This is a genomic window from Caulobacter sp. P1_D6 (assembly GCF_056406095.1).
Genome location: NZ_JBFUAW010000006.1, coordinates 16,285 through 32,148, shown reverse-complemented (window position 1 = coordinate 32,148; position 15,864 = coordinate 16,285). Strand labels below are relative to the sequence as shown.

At 69.4% G+C, this 15,864-nt stretch carries 17 protein-coding genes; 8 read left to right on the top strand and 9 right to left on the bottom strand.

Features of this window, described 5'->3' with window-relative positions:
* Window positions 1–30 precede the first annotated feature (30 nt).
* Genes AC1DYP_RS03670 through AC1DYP_RS03660 form a run of 3 tightly spaced genes read right to left on the bottom strand, consistent with a single transcriptional unit; the run spans window position 31 to window position 3,370 of the window.
* Complete coding sequence (locus tag AC1DYP_RS03670) at window positions 31–639, bottom strand: TetR/AcrR family transcriptional regulator (protein WP_477034419.1); 609 nt, start codon at window positions 637–639, stop codon at window positions 31–33.
* 1 nt (window position 640) lies between these two features.
* Entirely contained in the window at window positions 641–2,239 is a 1,599-nt protein-coding gene (locus AC1DYP_RS03665) for a DHA2 family efflux MFS transporter permease subunit (protein ID WP_477045183.1), read from the bottom strand.
* Window positions 2,240–2,263: 24 nt separating this feature from the next.
* Window positions 2,264–3,370, bottom strand: a complete 1,107-nt coding sequence (locus AC1DYP_RS03660) for an HlyD family secretion protein (protein WP_477034417.1) — start codon at window positions 3,368–3,370, stop codon at window positions 2,264–2,266.
* Between the two features lie 312 nt (window positions 3,371–3,682).
* Between AC1DYP_RS03660 and AC1DYP_RS03655 the strand changes: the two genes are divergently transcribed.
* Window positions 3,683–3,814, top strand: coding sequence for a hypothetical protein (locus AC1DYP_RS03655; protein ID WP_477034416.1), 132 nt, complete (start codon window positions 3,683–3,685; stop codon window positions 3,812–3,814).
* 33 nt (window positions 3,815–3,847) lie between these two features.
* On the opposite strand, the gene dut is transcribed toward AC1DYP_RS03655, so the two are convergent.
* The gene (gene dut / locus AC1DYP_RS03650; RefSeq protein WP_477034415.1) at window positions 3,848–4,306 is read right to left on the bottom strand and encodes a dUTP diphosphatase; all 459 of its coding nucleotides are present in this window, start codon (window positions 4,304–4,306) and stop codon (window positions 3,848–3,850) included.
* Entirely contained in the window at window positions 4,303–5,511 is a 1,209-nt protein-coding gene (gene coaBC / locus AC1DYP_RS03645; RefSeq protein WP_477045182.1) for a bifunctional phosphopantothenoylcysteine decarboxylase/phosphopantothenate--cysteine ligase CoaBC, read from the bottom strand. Before coaBC ends, dut begins: the two co-directional genes overlap by 4 nt.
* A 167-nt stretch (window positions 5,512–5,678) precedes the next feature.
* Between coaBC and AC1DYP_RS03640 the strand changes: the two genes are divergently transcribed.
* Complete coding sequence (locus AC1DYP_RS03640; RefSeq protein WP_477045181.1) at window positions 5,679–6,248, top strand: hypothetical protein; 570 nt, start codon at window positions 5,679–5,681, stop codon at window positions 6,246–6,248.
* A 309-nt stretch (window positions 6,249–6,557) separates the two neighbouring features.
* Here AC1DYP_RS03640 and ubiB read toward each other — a convergent pair whose 3' ends face one another.
* The gene (ubiB, locus tag AC1DYP_RS03635; protein WP_477045180.1) at window positions 6,558–8,060 is read right to left on the bottom strand and encodes a 2-polyprenylphenol 6-hydroxylase; all 1,503 of its coding nucleotides are present in this window, start codon (window positions 8,058–8,060) and stop codon (window positions 6,558–6,560) included.
* Between the two features lie 343 nt (window positions 8,061–8,403).
* Between ubiB and AC1DYP_RS03630 the strand changes: the two genes are divergently transcribed.
* Complete coding sequence (locus AC1DYP_RS03630) at window positions 8,404–9,255, top strand: AraC family transcriptional regulator (RefSeq protein WP_477045179.1); 852 nt, start codon at window positions 8,404–8,406, stop codon at window positions 9,253–9,255.
* A 90-nt stretch (window positions 9,256–9,345) separates the two neighbouring features.
* Window positions 9,346–9,879, top strand: coding sequence for a GNAT family N-acetyltransferase (locus AC1DYP_RS03625; RefSeq protein WP_477045178.1), 534 nt, complete (start codon window positions 9,346–9,348; stop codon window positions 9,877–9,879).
* Between the two features lie 53 nt (window positions 9,880–9,932).
* On the opposite strand, the gene AC1DYP_RS03620 is transcribed toward AC1DYP_RS03625, so the two are convergent.
* The gene (locus AC1DYP_RS03620; RefSeq protein WP_477045177.1) at window positions 9,933–10,691 is read right to left on the bottom strand and encodes a class I SAM-dependent methyltransferase; all 759 of its coding nucleotides are present in this window, start codon (window positions 10,689–10,691) and stop codon (window positions 9,933–9,935) included.
* Window positions 10,692–10,866: 175 nt separating this feature from the next.
* On the opposite strand from AC1DYP_RS03620, the gene mutM reads away from it, so the two are divergent.
* The gene (gene mutM / locus AC1DYP_RS03615) at window positions 10,867–11,745 is read left to right on the top strand and encodes a bifunctional DNA-formamidopyrimidine glycosylase/DNA-(apurinic or apyrimidinic site) lyase (RefSeq protein WP_477045176.1); all 879 of its coding nucleotides are present in this window, start codon (window positions 10,867–10,869) and stop codon (window positions 11,743–11,745) included.
* Window positions 11,746–11,785: 40 nt separating this feature from the next.
* Here mutM and AC1DYP_RS03610 read toward each other — a convergent pair whose 3' ends face one another.
* Window positions 11,786–12,265: an SRPBCC family protein gene (locus AC1DYP_RS03610; protein ID WP_477045175.1), complete on the bottom strand. Its 480-nt coding sequence runs from the start codon at window positions 12,263–12,265 to the stop codon at window positions 11,786–11,788.
* Between the two features lie 32 nt (window positions 12,266–12,297).
* Window positions 12,298–13,179, bottom strand: a complete 882-nt coding sequence (locus tag AC1DYP_RS03605; RefSeq protein ID WP_477045174.1) for an SDR family oxidoreductase — start codon at window positions 13,177–13,179, stop codon at window positions 12,298–12,300.
* A gap of 100 nt (window positions 13,180–13,279) precedes the next feature.
* Here AC1DYP_RS03605 and AC1DYP_RS03600 point away from each other — a divergent pair, with 100 nt between their 5' ends.
* From AC1DYP_RS03600 to rpsT, 3 genes are all read left to right on the top strand, one after another.
* Window positions 13,280–14,173, top strand: a complete 894-nt coding sequence (locus tag AC1DYP_RS03600) for a LysR family transcriptional regulator (protein WP_477045173.1) — start codon at window positions 13,280–13,282, stop codon at window positions 14,171–14,173.
* An 89-nt stretch (window positions 14,174–14,262) separates the two neighbouring features.
* Window positions 14,263–15,051 (top strand): enoyl-CoA hydratase, encoded by a 789-nt coding sequence (locus AC1DYP_RS03595; RefSeq protein ID WP_477045172.1) that lies wholly within the window; start codon window positions 14,263–14,265, stop codon window positions 15,049–15,051.
* 150 nt (window positions 15,052–15,201) lie between these two features.
* Entirely contained in the window at window positions 15,202–15,477 is a 276-nt protein-coding gene (rpsT, locus tag AC1DYP_RS03590) for a 30S ribosomal protein S20 (RefSeq protein WP_007664810.1), read from the top strand.
* The last annotated feature ends 387 nt before the right edge of the window (window positions 15,478–15,864 follow it).

The following is a 15,864-nucleotide window of genomic DNA, read 5'->3' as shown; positions in this document are numbered from 1 at the left end:
GGGCCCTCGCCTCGCGGCGGGGGCCTTTTTCTATGGGGCGTAGGCGCGCATGAAGCGCTCGGCGGCTTCGCGCGCGAGGCGGCGGTACTCTTCCGGCGTCTTGTCGGACGGCAGGCGCAGCAGCGAGCGCATCTGGCTCTGGCCCATGACCATGCCGGAGAACAGTTCCGCGGCCTGGTCGAAGTCCTCGACCTTCATGCGGCCCAGCTCGGTCTCGGCCTTCAGGAAGGCGGCCAGCTGACGACGGGCGCTCAGGGGGCCGGCCTCGTAGACCTCCTGGGCGACATCGGGCATCTCGCCCGCGCCCAGCATGATCACCCGCATCATCGAGTAGCTCTTGTTGGTGATCAGGGTCTCCAGCAGCGAGAGCGCGTAGGCCTCCAGGGTCTGCGTCGGATTGTCGACGGCCCCGGGATCGCGCAGCGGAGCGGTGATGGATTCCACGCGCCGCTGCATCAGGGCCCGCATCAGCTCGGCCTTGGAGCCGTAGTGGTTGTAGACGGTCTGCTTGGAGACGCCCGCCCGCTTGGCGATGGCCTCCATCGGCGCGCCCAGGCCGCGCTGGCCGATCACCTCGACGGCGGCGTCGAGGATGGCTTCGGTCTTGGCGACATCGATCTGGCCAGCGACTCTAGGCATGTCAGTGCGCGTCCGAAGGGGGAGGAGGAGCATTCCTGGCCGGCTTGGCCAGCAGCGAGACGGCGGCGGCGATGAAGCAGCCGTAGGCCAGCAAGGTGAAGCTGTCGCCGAAGGCCAGCACCGTGGCCTGCTGGCTCAACATGCCGCTGATCGCCTTGCGCGCCGCGCCGTCCGGATCGGCCACGCCCAGCTGCTGCATGCGCGCGGCGAGGCCGGTCATCATGCTGGCGATCCGGGCGTCGCCCTGACCCATCTCGTCCGACAGGCCCATGTAGTACAGCGCCGTCTGGTTGGTGATCGCCGTGGCCAGCAGGGCCAGGCCGATCGCGCCGCCGGTGTTGCGGGCCAGGTTCACCAGGCCCGAGGCGTTCTTGACCATGTGCTGGGGCAGGGTGCTCATCGTCACCTGCTGGGTGGCGATCATGGCGATCATCACCCCCACGCCCCGGCAAGCCTGGACCCCGGCGAACTCCCAGAAGCCCCAGTCCTTGGTCACGCCGTGGGCCATGTACATGCCCCAGCCCGCCAGCAGGAAGCCGATGAACATCGGGATGCGCGGGTCCATCTGGCGCACCAGGCGGCCGGCGATCGGTCCGGTGGCGAACATCGACAGGCCCGAGACCACCATGGTGGTGCCGACTTCCGAGGCCGAATAGTGCCGAACGCGGCCCAGGAACTGCGGCAGCAGGAAGGTGCCGCCGAACAGGCTGGCTCCCGACACGGCCGTCATCATCACGCCGATGCTGAAGTTGCGGTTGGCGAAGGCCCGCAGCTCGACGATCGGGTTGCGATAGCTCAGCGAGCGCCAGACGAAGACCACGCCGGTGACGACGGCCGTCACGGTCAGGGCCAGGATGCCGCTGTCCTCGAACCAGCCGTCCTTGGAGCCTTCCTCCAGCACGAACTGCATGCTCATCAGGAAGATCGCCATGACCGCCAGGCCGAACCAGTCGAAGCCCTTAGCCAGGCTGGGGTCGCCCTTGTCGAACTGGCCCCAGCGGGCCACGCCGAACAGCACCACGATGCCGGTCGGCACGTTGATGAAGAACAGCCAGCGCCAGCTGAGCCACTCGGTCAGGTGGCCGCCCAGGGTGGGGCCGACCGTCGGGGCCAGGGTGACGATCAGGCCCATGATCACGCTGGCCGTCACGCGCCGCTCGGGCGGGAAGGCGGTGAAGGCCACGGCGAACACCGTCGGGATCATCGCCCCGCCAATGAAGCCCTGCAGGGCCCGGGTGATGATCATCATGTCGATCGACGAGCTGAGGCCCGTCAGCACGCTCATGACGATGAAGCCGGTGCACGACATCAGGTAGACGCGCTGCGTCCCCCACAGCCGCGACAGATATCCCGACAGCGGGATCATCACGACCTCGGGGATCAGGTAGGCGGTCTGGATCCAGCTGACCTGGTCGGCGCTGGCGCCCACCCCGGCCTGGATCTGCGGCAGCGAGGCCGCCACGATCTGGATGTCGAGGATGGCCATGAACTGGCCGATGACCATGGCCCCGAAGCCGAGCATCAGCCGGCCCCAGTCGATCTCCTGGGCCGGCGCGGCCGGCTTGGGCGCGGCCTGGGCGGGGAGGGCGGCGTCGGTCATGACCGGGCTCCTGGCCTGACGCGCCTAGCGCGCCACGCCGCGCTGGGCCAGTTGCGGCGCGTTCGGCTGGCCGGCCTCGGCGAACGAGGGGCCCGAGCGGTCGCGCACGTCGACCTTGACGTCGACCGACAGGCCGGGGCGCAGGGCCGAGCCCAGTTCCGACTTCTCGACGACGATCTTCACCGGCAGGCGCTGGGTGATCTTGGTGAAGTTGCCCACGGCGTTCTCGACCGGGATCAGGGCGAACTCCTGGCCGGTGGCCGGGGCGAAGCTGTCCAGCTTGCCGTGGATCACGCTCTTGCCGAAGGCGTCGGCCTTGATCTCGACCGGCTGGCCCACGCGCAGGCGGGCGACCTGGGTCTCCTTGAAATTGGCGACGATGTAGCCCTGGCCGACCGGCACGATCGACATCAGGGCCACGCCCGGCGAGACCAGCTGGCCGGGGCGTACGGCGCGGGCCCCGACCACGCCGGAGGCGGGCGCGCGGATCACGGTGCGATCCAGGTCGATGCGGGCCTGCTCGACGGCGGCGCGGGCGGCGGCGGCCTGGGCCACGGTCTGGGCGCGGGCCGAGCCCAGCGACTCCGCCGTGCGGCGTTCGGCTTCCAGGGCGGCTTGAGCGCTCTGCACGGCGGCGGCCGACTGGGCGGCGCTGGCTTGAGTGGTCTGGACCTTCTGGGTGGACACCCAGCCCTGCTTGGCCAGGGCGTCGTAACGCACCAGGTCGGCCTTGGCGCGGCCCTGGTCGGCCTGGGCGCTGGCGACGCCGGCGGCGCGCTGGGCGATCATCGCCTGTTCGAGGGCGGCCTTGTCGTCGACGCCCTTGATGGCGGCTTCCAGGGCCTGGGCGTTGGCGATGGCCTGGTCCAGCTTGGCCTGCAGGGGCGCGGGGTCGATGCGCGCGACCACCTGGCCGGCCTCGACCCGCTGGTTGTCGGCCACCAGCACCTCGGCGACATAGCCCGAGACCTGCGGGCTGACCTGCACGGTGTCGGCCTGGACGAAGGCGTTGTCGGTGGTCTCGTAGCGCTGCTTGTCGACGAACCACAGTCCGCCCCCGACGACCAGCGCCACGACGGCCACGCCGCCGACGATCAGGGGAACAAGCTTCTTGTTGGACGCGGCGGCCATGGACGTGACGATCCTGAAAACAACCCGATGGACCGGGGCGATATATCGGACCTACGTCCCGGGCAAGGGATAAATGGACGCACCCGTCCAAAAATCAACCGGGTCCGGAGCGAAAGCTCAAGCCTGCGTCGTCACGTCGCGCGAACGGTGTGATCCGGCGCGTTCGCATAGTGCCGGAGCGTGTCTTCAGCGCACTTTCTCGCTGCGGGCGAATCACCCATTAATCTTCGAGCGTCGGCAACCGGGGGAGCTGTGCGCGCGTATTTCCAAGGACGGAGCTGTTCGTTCCGTGCTGTCGCCCAGGAAGCGCCCATGAACGCCCCGATGAACGCCCGAAGCGGCCCGCTCTCGATGTTCCGCCCCGTCCTGTGGCTGGCGGCCGCCGCCTTCGCGGCGGGGTTCGGCGGCTATCTGGCGATGTCGCCCGCCCTGCACGGGGGTTGAGGACGCGGCGGCTGGTCGCCGCCGCTCCGGAGTTTAGCGCCCGCCGGTCGAGCCGAAGCCGCCCGCGCCGCGCGCCGTCTCGTCCAGGCTGGTCGTCAGGCCCCACGAGGCCTGGACCACGGGCGCGATCACCAGCTGGGCGATGCGGTCGCCCCGGCGGATGGTGAAGTCCTCTTCCCCCAGATTGATCAGGATCACCTTCACCTCGCCGCGATAGTCGCTGTCGATGGTGCCGGGGGTGTTCAGGCAGGTGACGCCGGCCTTGGCGGCCAGGCCCGAGCGCGGCCGCACCTGGGCCTCGAAGCCCAGCGGCACGGCGAAGGCCAGGCCCGTGGGGACCATGAAGCGCGCGCCCGGCTTCAGCACCAGCGGCGCGTCCTCGTCCACCGCGGCCCGCAGGTCCATGCCGGCCGCGCCGTTGGTCTCATAGGCGGGCAGGGGCAGGCCCTCGGCGTGGGCCAGTTGGACGACGGGGATGTGCGGGGTGGTCATGAAAGGCTCGTTTCCAGGGATTGGGCTATGCGTTGGGCGAGGTCGTGGGCCACGGAGTCCTTGGCGGCCCGCGTCCAGCGTTCGGTCTTGTCCTTGGAGATCAGCAGGACGGCGTTCTCGTCGCCGCCCATCACGCCGGGCTCGGTGACGTCGTTGGCGATGATCCAGTCGCAGCCCTTGCGCGCCAGCTTGGCGCGGGCGTGCATCTCGACATCGTTGGTCTCGGCCGCGAAGCCGATCACCAGCTTCGGGCGCTTCGGTCCGGAGGCCGAAAGCGTCGCCAGGATGTCGGGGTTCTCGACGAAGGTCAGGGCGGGCGGGCCGCCCTTGTCCTTCTTCAGCTTGACGCCGAACACCTCGTCGATCCGCCAGTCGGCCACGGCGGCCACGAACACCCCGACGTCGGCGGGCAGGGCGGCCTGGCAGGCGGCCAGCATGTCGCGCGCGGTCTCGACGTCGACGCGGTCGACGCCCAGCGGGGTGGGCAGGGCGACCGGCCCGCTGACCAGCGTCACCCGCGCGCCCAGCTTGGCCAGGGCGCCGGCGATGGCGTAGCCCTGCCGGCCGCTGGAGCGGTTGGTGATGCCGCGCACCGGGTCGATCGGCTCGAAGGTCGGGCCGGCGGTGACCAGGGCGTGCTTGCCGACCAGCGGCCGGGCGGCGGGCCCGGCGAGCGCGGCCATGATCGCCTCGAAGATCACCGGCGGCTCGGCCAGACGGCCGGGGCCGAACTCGCCGCAGGCCATGGCGCCTTCGTCGGGGCCGACGAACGTCACGCCGTCGGCCTTCAGGGTCGCCAGGTTGCGCTGGGTCGCCGGGTGCAGCCACATCCGCACGTTCATGGCCGGGGCCATCAGCACCGGCTTGTCGGTGGCCAGCAGGGTCGTGGAGGCCAGGTCTCCGGCCAGGCCGTTGGCGGCCTTGGCGATCAGGTCGGCGGTCGCTGGGGCCACCACCACTAAGTCGGCCGAGCGCGACAGCTCGATATGGCCCATCTCGGCCTCGTCGGTCAGCGAGAACAGCTCGCTATAGACCTTGTCCTCGGCGAGGGCGGAAAGGGAGAGGGGGGTGACGAACTCGGCGCCCGACTTGGTCAGGATCGGCCGCACGCCGACCCCGGCCTTGCGCAGCAGCCGGGTCAGCTCCAGCGCCTTGTAGGCGGCGATGCCGCCGCCGACGATCAGAAGAACTCGCTTCTCGGTCATGTCATCGGCCTCCGGCGGGTCTCGCCTCCAAGGGGGCGCCCTCAGGCGCATAGAGCGACGCGGCGTCCAGCGTAAGCCCCCTCGCGCAAAAACCTTAACAGGGACTCGACATCCGTTCTTTCTTCGTTCTTAATCGTAAAAGTAGAGAAAACACCTGGAGATCGATCATGACGGTACGGTGCGCGTCCTGGCTTTCCGCGTTCGCGATTGTCGGCGTGGCCTTGAGCGTCGGGGCCTGCGACGGCGGCGCTTCAGCGGTGAAGGCGCCCAAGGCCGGCGACGTCGCTTCGGCGGCCGAACCGGCGTCCGATCGCGACGCGCCGTCGTATGACAGCGCGCCCACCCGGCCCGATCCCCGCGACGCGCCGGTGCGCAAGGTGGCGGGCAAGCCGATGTGGGCGGCCAACCGCACGCGCACGGCCGAGGAGAACGCCCAGCGGGGCTTCGAGCGCTACGGCGCCGAGTTCGCCGCCGCCGATGTCGACGACTATGTCCGCAAGACCCACGCTTTCGTCGGCCACCCGCCGGCCGGCGCCGAAACCCTGAAGCGCGCCAATGGCGACACCCTGATCTACGACCCCAAGGACAACGTCTTCGCGGTGGTCACCAAGGCGGGGGCGCCGCGCACCATGTTCAAGCCCGACGACGGCGCGGTCTATTGGGCGACGCAGAAGGCGGGTCAGGGCCGGCGAACCACCGCGTCCCGCGATCGGACCTCCGTCGCCGGCGACAGCTAAGCCGCCGTTCCAGCGCGCCCAGGGGGAGGCGCCGAAGGGAAGGCGAGCGGCCCCACCGCGCCTTCCCTTCGTTTCCCGGCTCGCCTGGCGGGCGACCGGGACCCAGGGGCGGCGGCCACGCCGCCCCTGGGCTTGATTGAAGTCCAGAGCGCGATCCAAACCCTCTCCCGGAGGGGAGAGGGGGGCCGTTGCGAAGCAATGGGAGGGTGAGGGGTGAAGGCGCCTTACGGCGTGCCGGCAGAGCGGTCTCCGCGAGCGGCTGGCGACATTGGGGCGGTGAGGGCGCGACAGGCGCGCGGGTCTCCCCCTCTAAACCAGCCAAGCCCCCGCGGCGAACGCCAGGCCCGCCACCGCGGCGCCGGCCAGGAACCACAGCAGCGGCCGGGCAGGGCGCTGCTCGACCACGACGGCCGGAACGGTCGGCGTCTCGGCCAGGCGGGCCAGGGCGCGGATCGCCCGCACGGCCTCGTCGGCGAAGTCGCGGACCTTGGCGGTCGGCGACAGCTCGCGGGCGATCCAGCGGCGCACCACCGGGTCGGCGGCGGCCCACAGGTCGTGGGTCGGGTCGATGCGGCGGGCCACGCCCTCGACCGTGACCATGGTCTTCTGCAGCAGCACCAGTTCCGGGCGCAGGGCCATGTCGAACAAGGCGGTGATCTCGAACAGCTGGGCCAAGAGCTTGCCCATCGAGACGCCTTGGGCGTCGCGGCCGAACACCGGCTCGCCCACCGCCCGCAGGGCCTGGGCGAAGGCGTCGCGATCCTGGTGGGCGGGCACGTAGCCGGCGTCGAAATGCACCGCCGCCACGCGCGGATAGTCGCGATTGAGGAAGCCGTACAGGATCTCGGCCAGGTACTTGCGCTCGGCTTGGCCCAGGCGGCCCAGGATGCCGTAGTCGACCGCCACGATCGAGGCCGGGGCGCTGACGAACAGGTTGCCTTCGTGCAGGTCGGCGTGGAACAGGCCGTGGTCCAGGGCCTGGGCCAGGAAGCCACGCGTCACGGCCTCGGCCAGGGCCTTGCGGTTCAGGCCCGGCTGCTCCAGGGCGGCGGGGTCCGACAGGGCCAGGCCCGTGGCCCAGGTCAGGGTCAGGAACCGCTTGCCGACCCCGTCCCACACCACCTGAGGCGCGCGCATGTAGGGGTCCAGCTTCATGGCCTCGCCCAACTCGGCGCAGCCGGCGGCCTCGAAGCGCAGGTCCAGCTCCAGGTCCAGGGCCCGGATCACCACCTCGACGAACTCGCGCGGCCGCAGGCGGCGGGCGGCGGGAACCAGACGCTGGGCCAGGTCGGCGGCCAGGCGCAGGGCGGCGCTGTCCCGGACGACTTGGCGCTCGATGCCCGGCCGCAGGACCTTCACCGCCACCCGGGTCCCGTCCAGCAAGGTCGCCGAATGGGCCTGGGCCAGCGAGGCGGCGGCGATCGAGGTCTCGAAACTGGCGTAGAGCGTGTCGAGCGGCCGGCCCAGGCCGCGCTCGATCTCGGCCTTGGCGATCTCCAGCGGGAAGGCGGGCAGGCGATCCTTCAGGTGCGACAGGTCCTCGGCGAACTGGCTTCCGAAGATGTCGGCCCGGGTCGACAGGAACTGGCCCATCTTGATCGCGGCGGGACCCTCATGCTCCAGCACCCGCGCCAGACGCTCGCCGGGCCGGCCCTTGCGCGCGGCGCCGCCGGCGAACAGCCGCAGGGCGCGACCCGCCCAGAGCGCCGACGGCGGAAGGACCGGCTCCAGCTCGCGCGGAACCAGGGCGTCGGCCCGGACCAAGGCCCAGCCGGTGGCGATCAGGCGCAGGCACGCGGCGACCCGGCTCATGCGGCGAGGGTCTCGATCGGCGAACGACGGGCAGGCTTGAGAACGTTCATGTCCCGGCCTGAAAGCCCGCTCCGCGCGCTCCGGTCAAGGCTGCTTTCGTCGCCGACCCGCCGCGAGCCGCGAAAAGCGGCATGCGGAAACCTTCCCAGCAGAACGGAAATCCGCCTCCGAGCGGTTGCGGTGGTTCCGCGATCGTCGATGCTCACCGGCCAGGGGGCGCGGAAAGTCGGCCCCGTTGACGCTAAACCGCAAGATCGGTCGAGCACGATCAGGCGAGCGACTAGCTGGCGGCGCCACGGAGACGGTGACGATGAAGGCGGCGCTTAGAAACTATCACGCCCGGATGCAGCGGGTGCTGGACCATGTCGACCAGCATCTCGACGGTGATCTGGACCTGGAAACGGTCAGCCGCGTGGCGGCCTTCTCCAAGTTCCATTTCCACCGGCAGTTCATGGCGACCTTCGGGTTGTCCGTGCATCGCTATGTCCAGCTTGCCCGGTTGAAGCGCGCGTCGCACCGGCTTGCCTCGCGGGACGCTCAGAGCGTCACGGAAATCGCGATGGAGGCCGGCTACGACGCACCCGACGCCTTCGCCCGCGCCTTTCGGCAAAGGTTCGGCCAATCGCCTTCATCGTTCCGCAAATCGCCCGACTGGGCGCCGTGGCTTGCGGCCTTCGGGCCTTTGGACAACGCCAGGAGCAAGCTCATGCCGATTACCTACGACCATAACGACGTGATGATCCGCGACGTCGCTCCAACGCCGGTGGCGATCCTCGAGCATCGTGGCGACCGGGCGACGCTCGGCGCCACCATCGAGCGGTTCATCGCCTGGCGCAAGGACGCCGGCCTGTCGCCCGAGACCAGCTCGACCTTCAACATCTTCCGGTCCGAGCGGAGTCCCGAAAACCCCGCCGACTACAGCATGGACCTGTGCATCGGGACCGACCGGCCGATCGCGCCTGACGACGAGGTGATGAAGGCCGGCGTGATCCCCGGCGGGCGCTGCGCGGTGCTGCGCGTCGTGCACGACACCCATAATCTGGAGCCGGCCGCGCTCTACCTTTATCGCGACTGGCTTCCGGCCAGCGGCGAGGAAGCCCGAGACTTCCCGGTCTATTGCCAACGACACTTTTCGTTCCCGCCGAACGCGTCGGTGCACGAAGTGGTCGTCGAACTCTTCCTGCCGCTCAAATAGCGCTTCCGGACGGCGGCCTGTCCTTCCGTGGCGAAGCTGACAGGCCGCCACCCGTTGCGGACATTCCCGTCCTGAGGGCATCATCGGCGAATGCGGGCGCCGGAAGCTTTTCAAACCGATCGATTGCATCTCCGTCCGGTCGTGCGGTCGGACGCCGCGGAAATCTTCCGAACCTACGCCGGCGAGCCTTCGCCGACGCGCTTCATGCCTTTCGAACGCCACCGCGACATCGCGGACAGCGTCGCCTTCGCGGAGCGCTGTGAAAGTTGCTGGCAGTCAGGCTCGGCCTTCCCGTGGGCTGTCACCGAGACGTCTTCTGGCCAGTTTCTGGGTGTTCGACTGTCGCCACCCAAGGCAGATTTCGGCTACATCCTTGGAGAGCCGTTCTGGGGTCGCGGCTTCGCCACCGAGGCCGCGTCGGCCGTGGTGGCGTGGGCGATCGCCCAGCCCTCGATCTTTCGCGTGTGGGCGACATGCCACCCGAACAACACGGCGTCCGCCGCGGTCCTGCGCAAGGCCGGACTTCGCCACGAAGCTGCGCTGGCCAACTGGGAGACGCGCCCTCAGCTCGACGAGATCGCCGGGCCGAGCGACTGCTACGCCCTGACGAAGTCCGCGAGCTAGGCGTCCAGGCTTTACCTCGCAAACCACCGGCTGGCGTCGGATCGACCCGAACCTTACAGCGCCCAGCCCTGGTGCATCGCCGCGACGCCGCCGGTGAAGTTGGTGATCGTCACCCGCTTGAAGCCGGCGTTCTCCATCATCCCCGCGAAGGTCTTCTGGTCGGGGAAGCGGCGGATGCTCTCGACCAGGTACTGGTAGGCGTCGCGATCCTTGGCCAGCCACTCGCCGAACTGCGGGATCAGCTTGAAGGAATAGGCGTCGTAGGCCTTGGACAGGGCCTCGGTCACCGGCTTGGAGAACTCCAGGCAGATGAAGCGGCCGCCCGGCTTCAGCACCCGGCGCGCCTCGCGCAGGGCCGCGTCGATGTCGGTGACGTTGCGGATGCCGAACGAGATCACATAGGCGTCGGCATAGGCGTCGGGCAGCGGCAGGCGCTGGGCGTCGCCGACCGTCCAGGTGATCTCCGGCGCGCCGCCCTTCTCGATCCCCGCGCCGATCATTTCGGCGTTGTAGTCGATGATGTTGATCACGGCGTCGGGACCGCCGCGCCGCTCCTGGGCCGCCCGGGTCATCTTGGCGAAACGGCGGGCCATGTCGCCGGTGCCGCCGGCGCAGTCGATGATGATCTCGCCCGGCTGCGGGTTCAGGCGCGCGGCGACCGCGTCCTTCCAGAGCCGGTGCACGCCGCCGCTCATCACGTCGTTCATCAGGTCGTAGTTCTTGGCGACCCGGTCGAACACGCCGCGCACCAGGCCGGCCTTGGCCGAGGCGTCGACGTCCTTGAATCCGAAGGTGGCGGAGGCCTTGGTCATGTCATTGCTCGAATTTGGCGCTCGAAATCATCCGGGGCCAGCCCGTGGCGCCCGATAGGGTATGGGGCTCTTATAACTGCCCGTGCTTGTCCGTCACCGGTTTTGCGTGTCCCGCTCTAGGAACGGCGCGCGGTATGCCCGATATCTGGCGACCCGCCATTCTCCGAGGTCCGCCTTGCCCGAACTGCCTGAAGTCGAGACCGTGCGCCGCGGCCTGGAGCCGGTGCTGAGCGGCGCGCGCCTGGCCCGCGTGCGCGCCAACCGTCCCGACCTGCGCTTCCCCCTGCCCGACGGCTTCGTCCAGCGGCTGACGGGCGCGAAGATCCTGCGGCTGGACCGCCGGGCCAAGTACCTGCTGGCCCCGCTCGACCGCGGCGACACCCTGGTGATGCACCTGGGCATGACCGGGCGTTTCGAGATCGCCGCTCCCCCCTCCGAACAGGGCGCGCGCTCGACGCGCCCGGGCGACTTCGCCCGCGAGGTCACGCCCGACGACAAGCACGCCCACGTGGTCTTCGAGACCGAACCCGGCGCCGTCGTCACCTATTACGACCCGCGCCGGTTCGGCTTCATGGACCTGATCGCCACCGACCGCCTCGACCGCCACCCCTGGTTCGCGACCATGGGGCCGGAGCCGCTCAGCGACGCCTTCGACGCCGAGACCCTGGTCGCGGGGTTCAACGGCCGCAAGCAGGGGCCCAAGACCCTGCTGCTGGACCAGAAGACCGTCGCGGGCCTGGGCAACATCTATGTGTGCGAGGCCCTGCACCGGGCGCACATCTCGCCGTTCAAGCCGGCGGGGATGATCGCCGGCAAGCGGCTGGGGCCCCTGACCACGGCGATCAAGGAGGTGCTGGCCGAGGCCGTCGAGGTGGGCGGTTCGTCCCTGAAGGACTTCGCCGCGGCCGACGGGGCCCTGGGCTATTTCCAGCACCGCTTCCGGGTCTACGACCGCGAAGGCCAGCCCTGCCCCACTCCCGGCTGCAAGGGCGTGATCGCCCGCGAGGTCCAGGCCGGCCGCTCGACCTTCTTCTGCCCGGTCTGCCAGGTCTAGGCGGGACCGCCTCCAGGGAGACGGTCCCGCCCCTAGGTCCTCAAGCCTGGAGCTGGCCCGCCGCGAGCAGTTCGCGGGTGCGCTTCAGCGTCGACAGCAGCGCGGCCCGGTAGCCCGTGTCGCCGTCGAACTGCGCCTGTTCGGCCTGCTCCTCCGGACCGTTCGGCGTTTTGTCGCGCAGGCCGAGATAGCAGTAGAAGCGCAGCTGCAGCGCCCCGGCCTCGTCCTCGAAGAGTTCGTTGACGATGGCGCCTTCGCGCGGTCCCGCGGCCTGGAAGAAGGTGACCTTGCTCCGCGGTTCCAGGGTGACGATCTCCCGCAGGTCGACGCCGCCGATCGTGGCGTCACGGACGAAATGGCTCGCGCTTTCCTCGACGACGTCGCAGCGGGTGCAGAGGCCCGGCGGCAGGAACAGGCGGGCGTCGCGGGCCTTGAGCTCCAGGCCCGCCCACGCCTGCGCGCGGGTCAGCCTGGTCTCGCCTTCCGGGTTCACCGGAACGGTGGCGGTCGAATAGATCATGGTCGTCATCCTTTAGGGGGCGCGCCGGGCGGTCAGGCCGGCTTGGCGGCGGTCGCGGCGACCTGGGCCGCGAACTCGCGATAGGTGTGCAGCGGGCGGCCCAGGATCTCGGTCAGACGCTCGACGTCGCCGGCCTCGGGGATCATGCCGTCGCCGACGAAGCGCTCGGCCATCAGGCGCATCTCATAGGCCATCCACTTGGGCATGAAGTTGGCCAGGTTGTGCTCGAACCCCGTGGGATCGTCGCCGTCATAGGCGACCGGACGGCCCAGGACGTCGGACCAGATCGTCGCCACGTCCGACCCGGTCAGGGTGTCGGGGCCCACCAGGTTGAGGGTCTCGGTCGGCAGCTTGCCGGGCGCTTGGTCGCGACGGATCAGCTCGATCGCGGCGACCTCGGCGATGTCGCGGGCGTCGACCATGGCCAGGCCCTTGCCGCCGATCGGCATCGGATAGAGGCCGTGGTTCAGGACCACGTCCTTGATCGTCAGTTCGTTGTCGATGAAGTAGGCCGGGCGCAGGATCGTGGCGGAAAAGCCCATCTGCTGGATCATCCGCTCGGCGCCCGACTTCACCGCGAAGTGCGGCACGTTCACGAAGCGGTCGGCGTGGATCACCGACAGGTAGACGACGCGCTCGACGCCGGACTCGCGGGCGATGTTCAGGGCGATCAGCGCCTGGGTGAATTCGTCCGCCGCGACCGCGTTCAGCAGGAACAGCGTGCGGACGCCGCTGAAGGCGGCGCGCACCGCGTCGATGTCGAGCAGGTCGCCTTGCACGACCTGCACGCCGGCCGGGAAGCTGGCCTTCGAGGGATCGCGGACGAGCACGCGGACGTCCGCGCCGCGCTGGACGAGTTGCTGGACGACGTGGCCGCCGACACGGCCGGTGGCGCCGGTAACGAGGATGGTCATGGGAAAATCTCCGGGGTTCAAGTGACACCCGGCAAATTAGTGATCCACAGTTGGCCCAATAGCCGTTAGATTTGGACACTCCGTCCCACAGGTGGAACACATGGACTGGCTGGCTCTCGCCGATTTCAACCTGGTCGCCCGGCATGGCGGGGTCGGCCGCGCCGCTCGCGCCGCCGGACGCCCCAAGGCGACCTTGTCGCGCCGGGTCGCGGAGCTCGAGGCCAGCCTCGGCCTGCGCCTGTTCGAGCGTGGCGGCCGGACGCTGAAGCTCACCCAGGAGGGACGGACGCTCCATGAGCGAACCGCCGCCCTGCTCACGGAACTCGACGAGACCGCGGCCGGGATCGCGTCCGGCGGCAACACCCCGCGCGGCTTGCTCCGGGTCAGCGCGCCGTTGCTGTTCTCGCAGATGGCGATGGGACGGCTGGCCGCCGAATTCGCCCTCAAATATCCGGAGGTCCGCCTGGAGGTGTCGACGGAGGACCGGGCCGTCGACATGGTCGAGGAAGGCTACGACCTGGTGATCCGCGTGAATCCGCATCCCGACGAGACCCTGGTCGGACGGGCCTTCATGCGCGACCGCCTGGTGGTGGTGGCCAGCCCCGACCTTGTCCGGCCCGCGGACGGCTCGGCCGTCCCCGCCGTCGTCCGCGGGACAGGGTCTGGAACCGAGGCCTGGAGGGTGGCGAGCGCGACTGGACGTTCGACCCTGATGGTCGATCCCGTCCTGGGCCTGTCGTCGATGATCATGGTCCGCGATGCGGTCCGGACCGGCGTCGGCGTCGCGCGGCTTCCGGTGTCGCTGGTCAGCCACGACCTGGCGGCGGGTCGCCTGGCCCATTGGGGCGACGTCGACGGGCCGGAAATCCACCTGTGGACGCTCTACCCGTCGCGCCGCCTGCTCAGCGCGCGGGTCTCGGCCTTTCTCGAGCACCTCAAGGCCGCCTTCCCCACCGGCGAACCGCACGAGTTGGCCGCGTTCATCGCGATGTAAGGAACGGCCGAGGCGACGCCCGCTCCCCGGGGGGCTCCCCAACCTCGCCTGGCCCTCTATAACGGCGGCGCTCAACAGGAGACCCGCCGATGGCCGCGTACCAGACCCTGATCGTCGAGACCCCCGAGGCCGCGCCCGGCGTGACCCTGATCCGGCTGAACCGGCCCGAGGCGCTGAACGCGCTGAACACCGCCTTGCTGACCGAGCTGGGTCAGGCCCTGGCGGCGGCCCAGGCCGATGACGCGATCGGCTGCATCGTGATCACCGGCTCGGCCAAGGCCTTCGCGGCCGGGGCCGACATCAAGGAGATGTCGGACAAGTCCTACGCCCAGATGTTCAAGGACGACTTCTTCGCCGCCGGAGCCCGGGCCATCGAGGGGACCCGCAAGCCGATCATCGCCGCGGTGGCCGGCTACGCCCTGGGCGGCGGCTGCGAGCTGGCGATGATGTGCGACTTCATCCTGGCCGCCGACACCGCCAAGTTCGGTCAGCCCGAGATCAATCTCGGCGTCGCCCCCGGCATCGGCGGCACCCAGCGTCTGACGCGCCTGGTGGGCAAGTCCAAGGCCATGGACATGATCCTGACCGGCCGGATGATGGGCGCCGAGGAAGCCGAGCGCGCGGGCCTGGCGTCGCGGATCTTCCCGGCCGACACCCTGGTCGACGAGGCCCTGGCGGTGGCGGCCAAGATCGCCGCCCAGTCGCCGCTGGCCACGGCGATGAACAAGGAGCTGGTCAACGCCGCCTACGAGACCACGCTCAGCACGGGCGTGCAGCTGGAACGGCGCTTGTTCCACTCGCTGTTCGCCTTCGACGACCAGAAGGAAGGCATGGCGGCCTTCGTCGAGAAGCGCAAACCGGCGTTCAAGGGGTCGTGAACGGCCGTTTGCCAAGGACGCGGGATGGCGGGAGAGATTCTGGCGCCTCGGTGGATTGACCCCGGGCGGTCGTTCCCGTATATCCGCGCGCTCTTGATTTCTCCTGCTTCGCGGCCGCCCGCGCGGCTGTCCGTTTGAAGGTCCGAACTAATGGCCAATAATCCCGGCGCCAAGAAAGCGATCCGCAAGATCGCTCGCCGCACCGAAGTGAACACCGCTCGCCGCTCGCGCGTGCGCACCTTCCTGCGCAAGTTTGAAGACGCCCTGGCCGCCGGCGACGCCGCCGTCGCCAAGGCCGCTTTCATCGAAGCGCAATCGGAACTGATGCGCGCCGTCTCCAAGGGCGTCGTCCACCCCAACACCGGCTCGCGCAAGGTTTCGCGCCTGGCGGCTCGCTTGAAGAAGCTTGATCAGGCTGCTGCCTAAATCAAGATTCTCGCCGAACGCCGTTCGGCTAGCGAAATCAAAGACTTAGAAAAGCCGGTCGAGGAAACTCGGCCGGCTTTTTCTATTGCCTTTTTTCAAACTCAAGATTGTCCTCAGGACATTCTGGTGGGTGAACGTGGGGCTCCGAAATAGCATTCCCTTGGCGGGCGAGGACGTCTGTCGAGTCAACAGAAATATCCGCCGACGGACGCAAGTTTTCCGTTTGACCGGCGGGGGCCGCTGGCTAGTTTAAGCGTCTCAACGCTCTTCCAGTCCATGGAGATCACTGGCGGCGGTCGAACCCTTGCGTTCGCCGATCAACCCCCTGTGTCTGCTGGACAGAGAAGGCTTGAGGCACGGTCGTGCGCCATGGGGGGCGGCGATCGG

Excerpts from the sequence above, each read along its gene's own strand:
- AC1DYP_RS03640 (WP_477045181.1), top strand. The coding sequence starts at position 5,679 with ATGACGGTACGGTGCGCGTCCTGGCTTTCCGCGTTCGCGATTGTCGGC.
- AC1DYP_RS03595 (WP_477045172.1), top strand. The coding sequence starts at position 14,263 with ATGGCCGCGTACCAGACCCTGATCGTCGAGACCCCCGAGGCCGCGCCC.
- AC1DYP_RS03660 (WP_477034417.1), bottom strand. The coding sequence starts at position 3,370 with ATGGCCGCCGCGTCCAACAAGAAGCTTGTTCCCCTGATCGTCGGCGGC.
- AC1DYP_RS03610 (WP_477045175.1), bottom strand. The coding sequence starts at position 12,265 with ATGATCTATTCGACCGCCACCGTTCCGGTGAACCCGGAAGGCGAGACC.
- AC1DYP_RS03605 (WP_477045174.1), bottom strand. The coding sequence starts at position 13,179 with ATGACCATCCTCGTTACCGGCGCCACCGGCCGTGTCGGCGGCCACGTC.
- AC1DYP_RS03600 (WP_477045173.1), top strand. The coding sequence starts at position 13,280 with ATGGACTGGCTGGCTCTCGCCGATTTCAACCTGGTCGCCCGGCATGGC.
- ubiB (WP_477045180.1), bottom strand. The coding sequence starts at position 8,060 with ATGAGCCGGGTCGCCGCGTGCCTGCGCCTGATCGCCACCGGCTGGGCC.
- coaBC (WP_477045182.1), bottom strand. The coding sequence starts at position 5,511 with ATGACCGAGAAGCGAGTTCTTCTGATCGTCGGCGGCGGCATCGCCGCC.
- AC1DYP_RS03665 (WP_477045183.1), bottom strand. The coding sequence starts at position 2,239 with ATGACCGACGCCGCCCTCCCCGCCCAGGCCGCGCCCAAGCCGGCCGCG.
- AC1DYP_RS03625 (WP_477045178.1), top strand. The coding sequence starts at position 9,346 with ATGCGGGCGCCGGAAGCTTTTCAAACCGATCGATTGCATCTCCGTCCG.
- AC1DYP_RS03620 (WP_477045177.1), bottom strand. The coding sequence starts at position 10,691 with ATGACCAAGGCCTCCGCCACCTTCGGATTCAAGGACGTCGACGCCTCG.
- rpsT (WP_007664810.1), top strand. The coding sequence starts at position 15,202 with ATGGCCAATAATCCCGGCGCCAAGAAAGCGATCCGCAAGATCGCTCGC.
- AC1DYP_RS03630 (WP_477045179.1), top strand. The coding sequence starts at position 8,404 with ATGCAGCGGGTGCTGGACCATGTCGACCAGCATCTCGACGGTGATCTG.
- AC1DYP_RS03670 (WP_477034419.1), bottom strand. The coding sequence starts at position 639 with ATGCCTAGAGTCGCTGGCCAGATCGATGTCGCCAAGACCGAAGCCATC.
- AC1DYP_RS03655 (WP_477034416.1), top strand. The coding sequence starts at position 3,683 with ATGAACGCCCCGATGAACGCCCGAAGCGGCCCGCTCTCGATGTTCCGC.
- dut (WP_477034415.1), bottom strand. The coding sequence starts at position 4,306 with ATGACCACCCCGCACATCCCCGTCGTCCAACTGGCCCACGCCGAGGGC.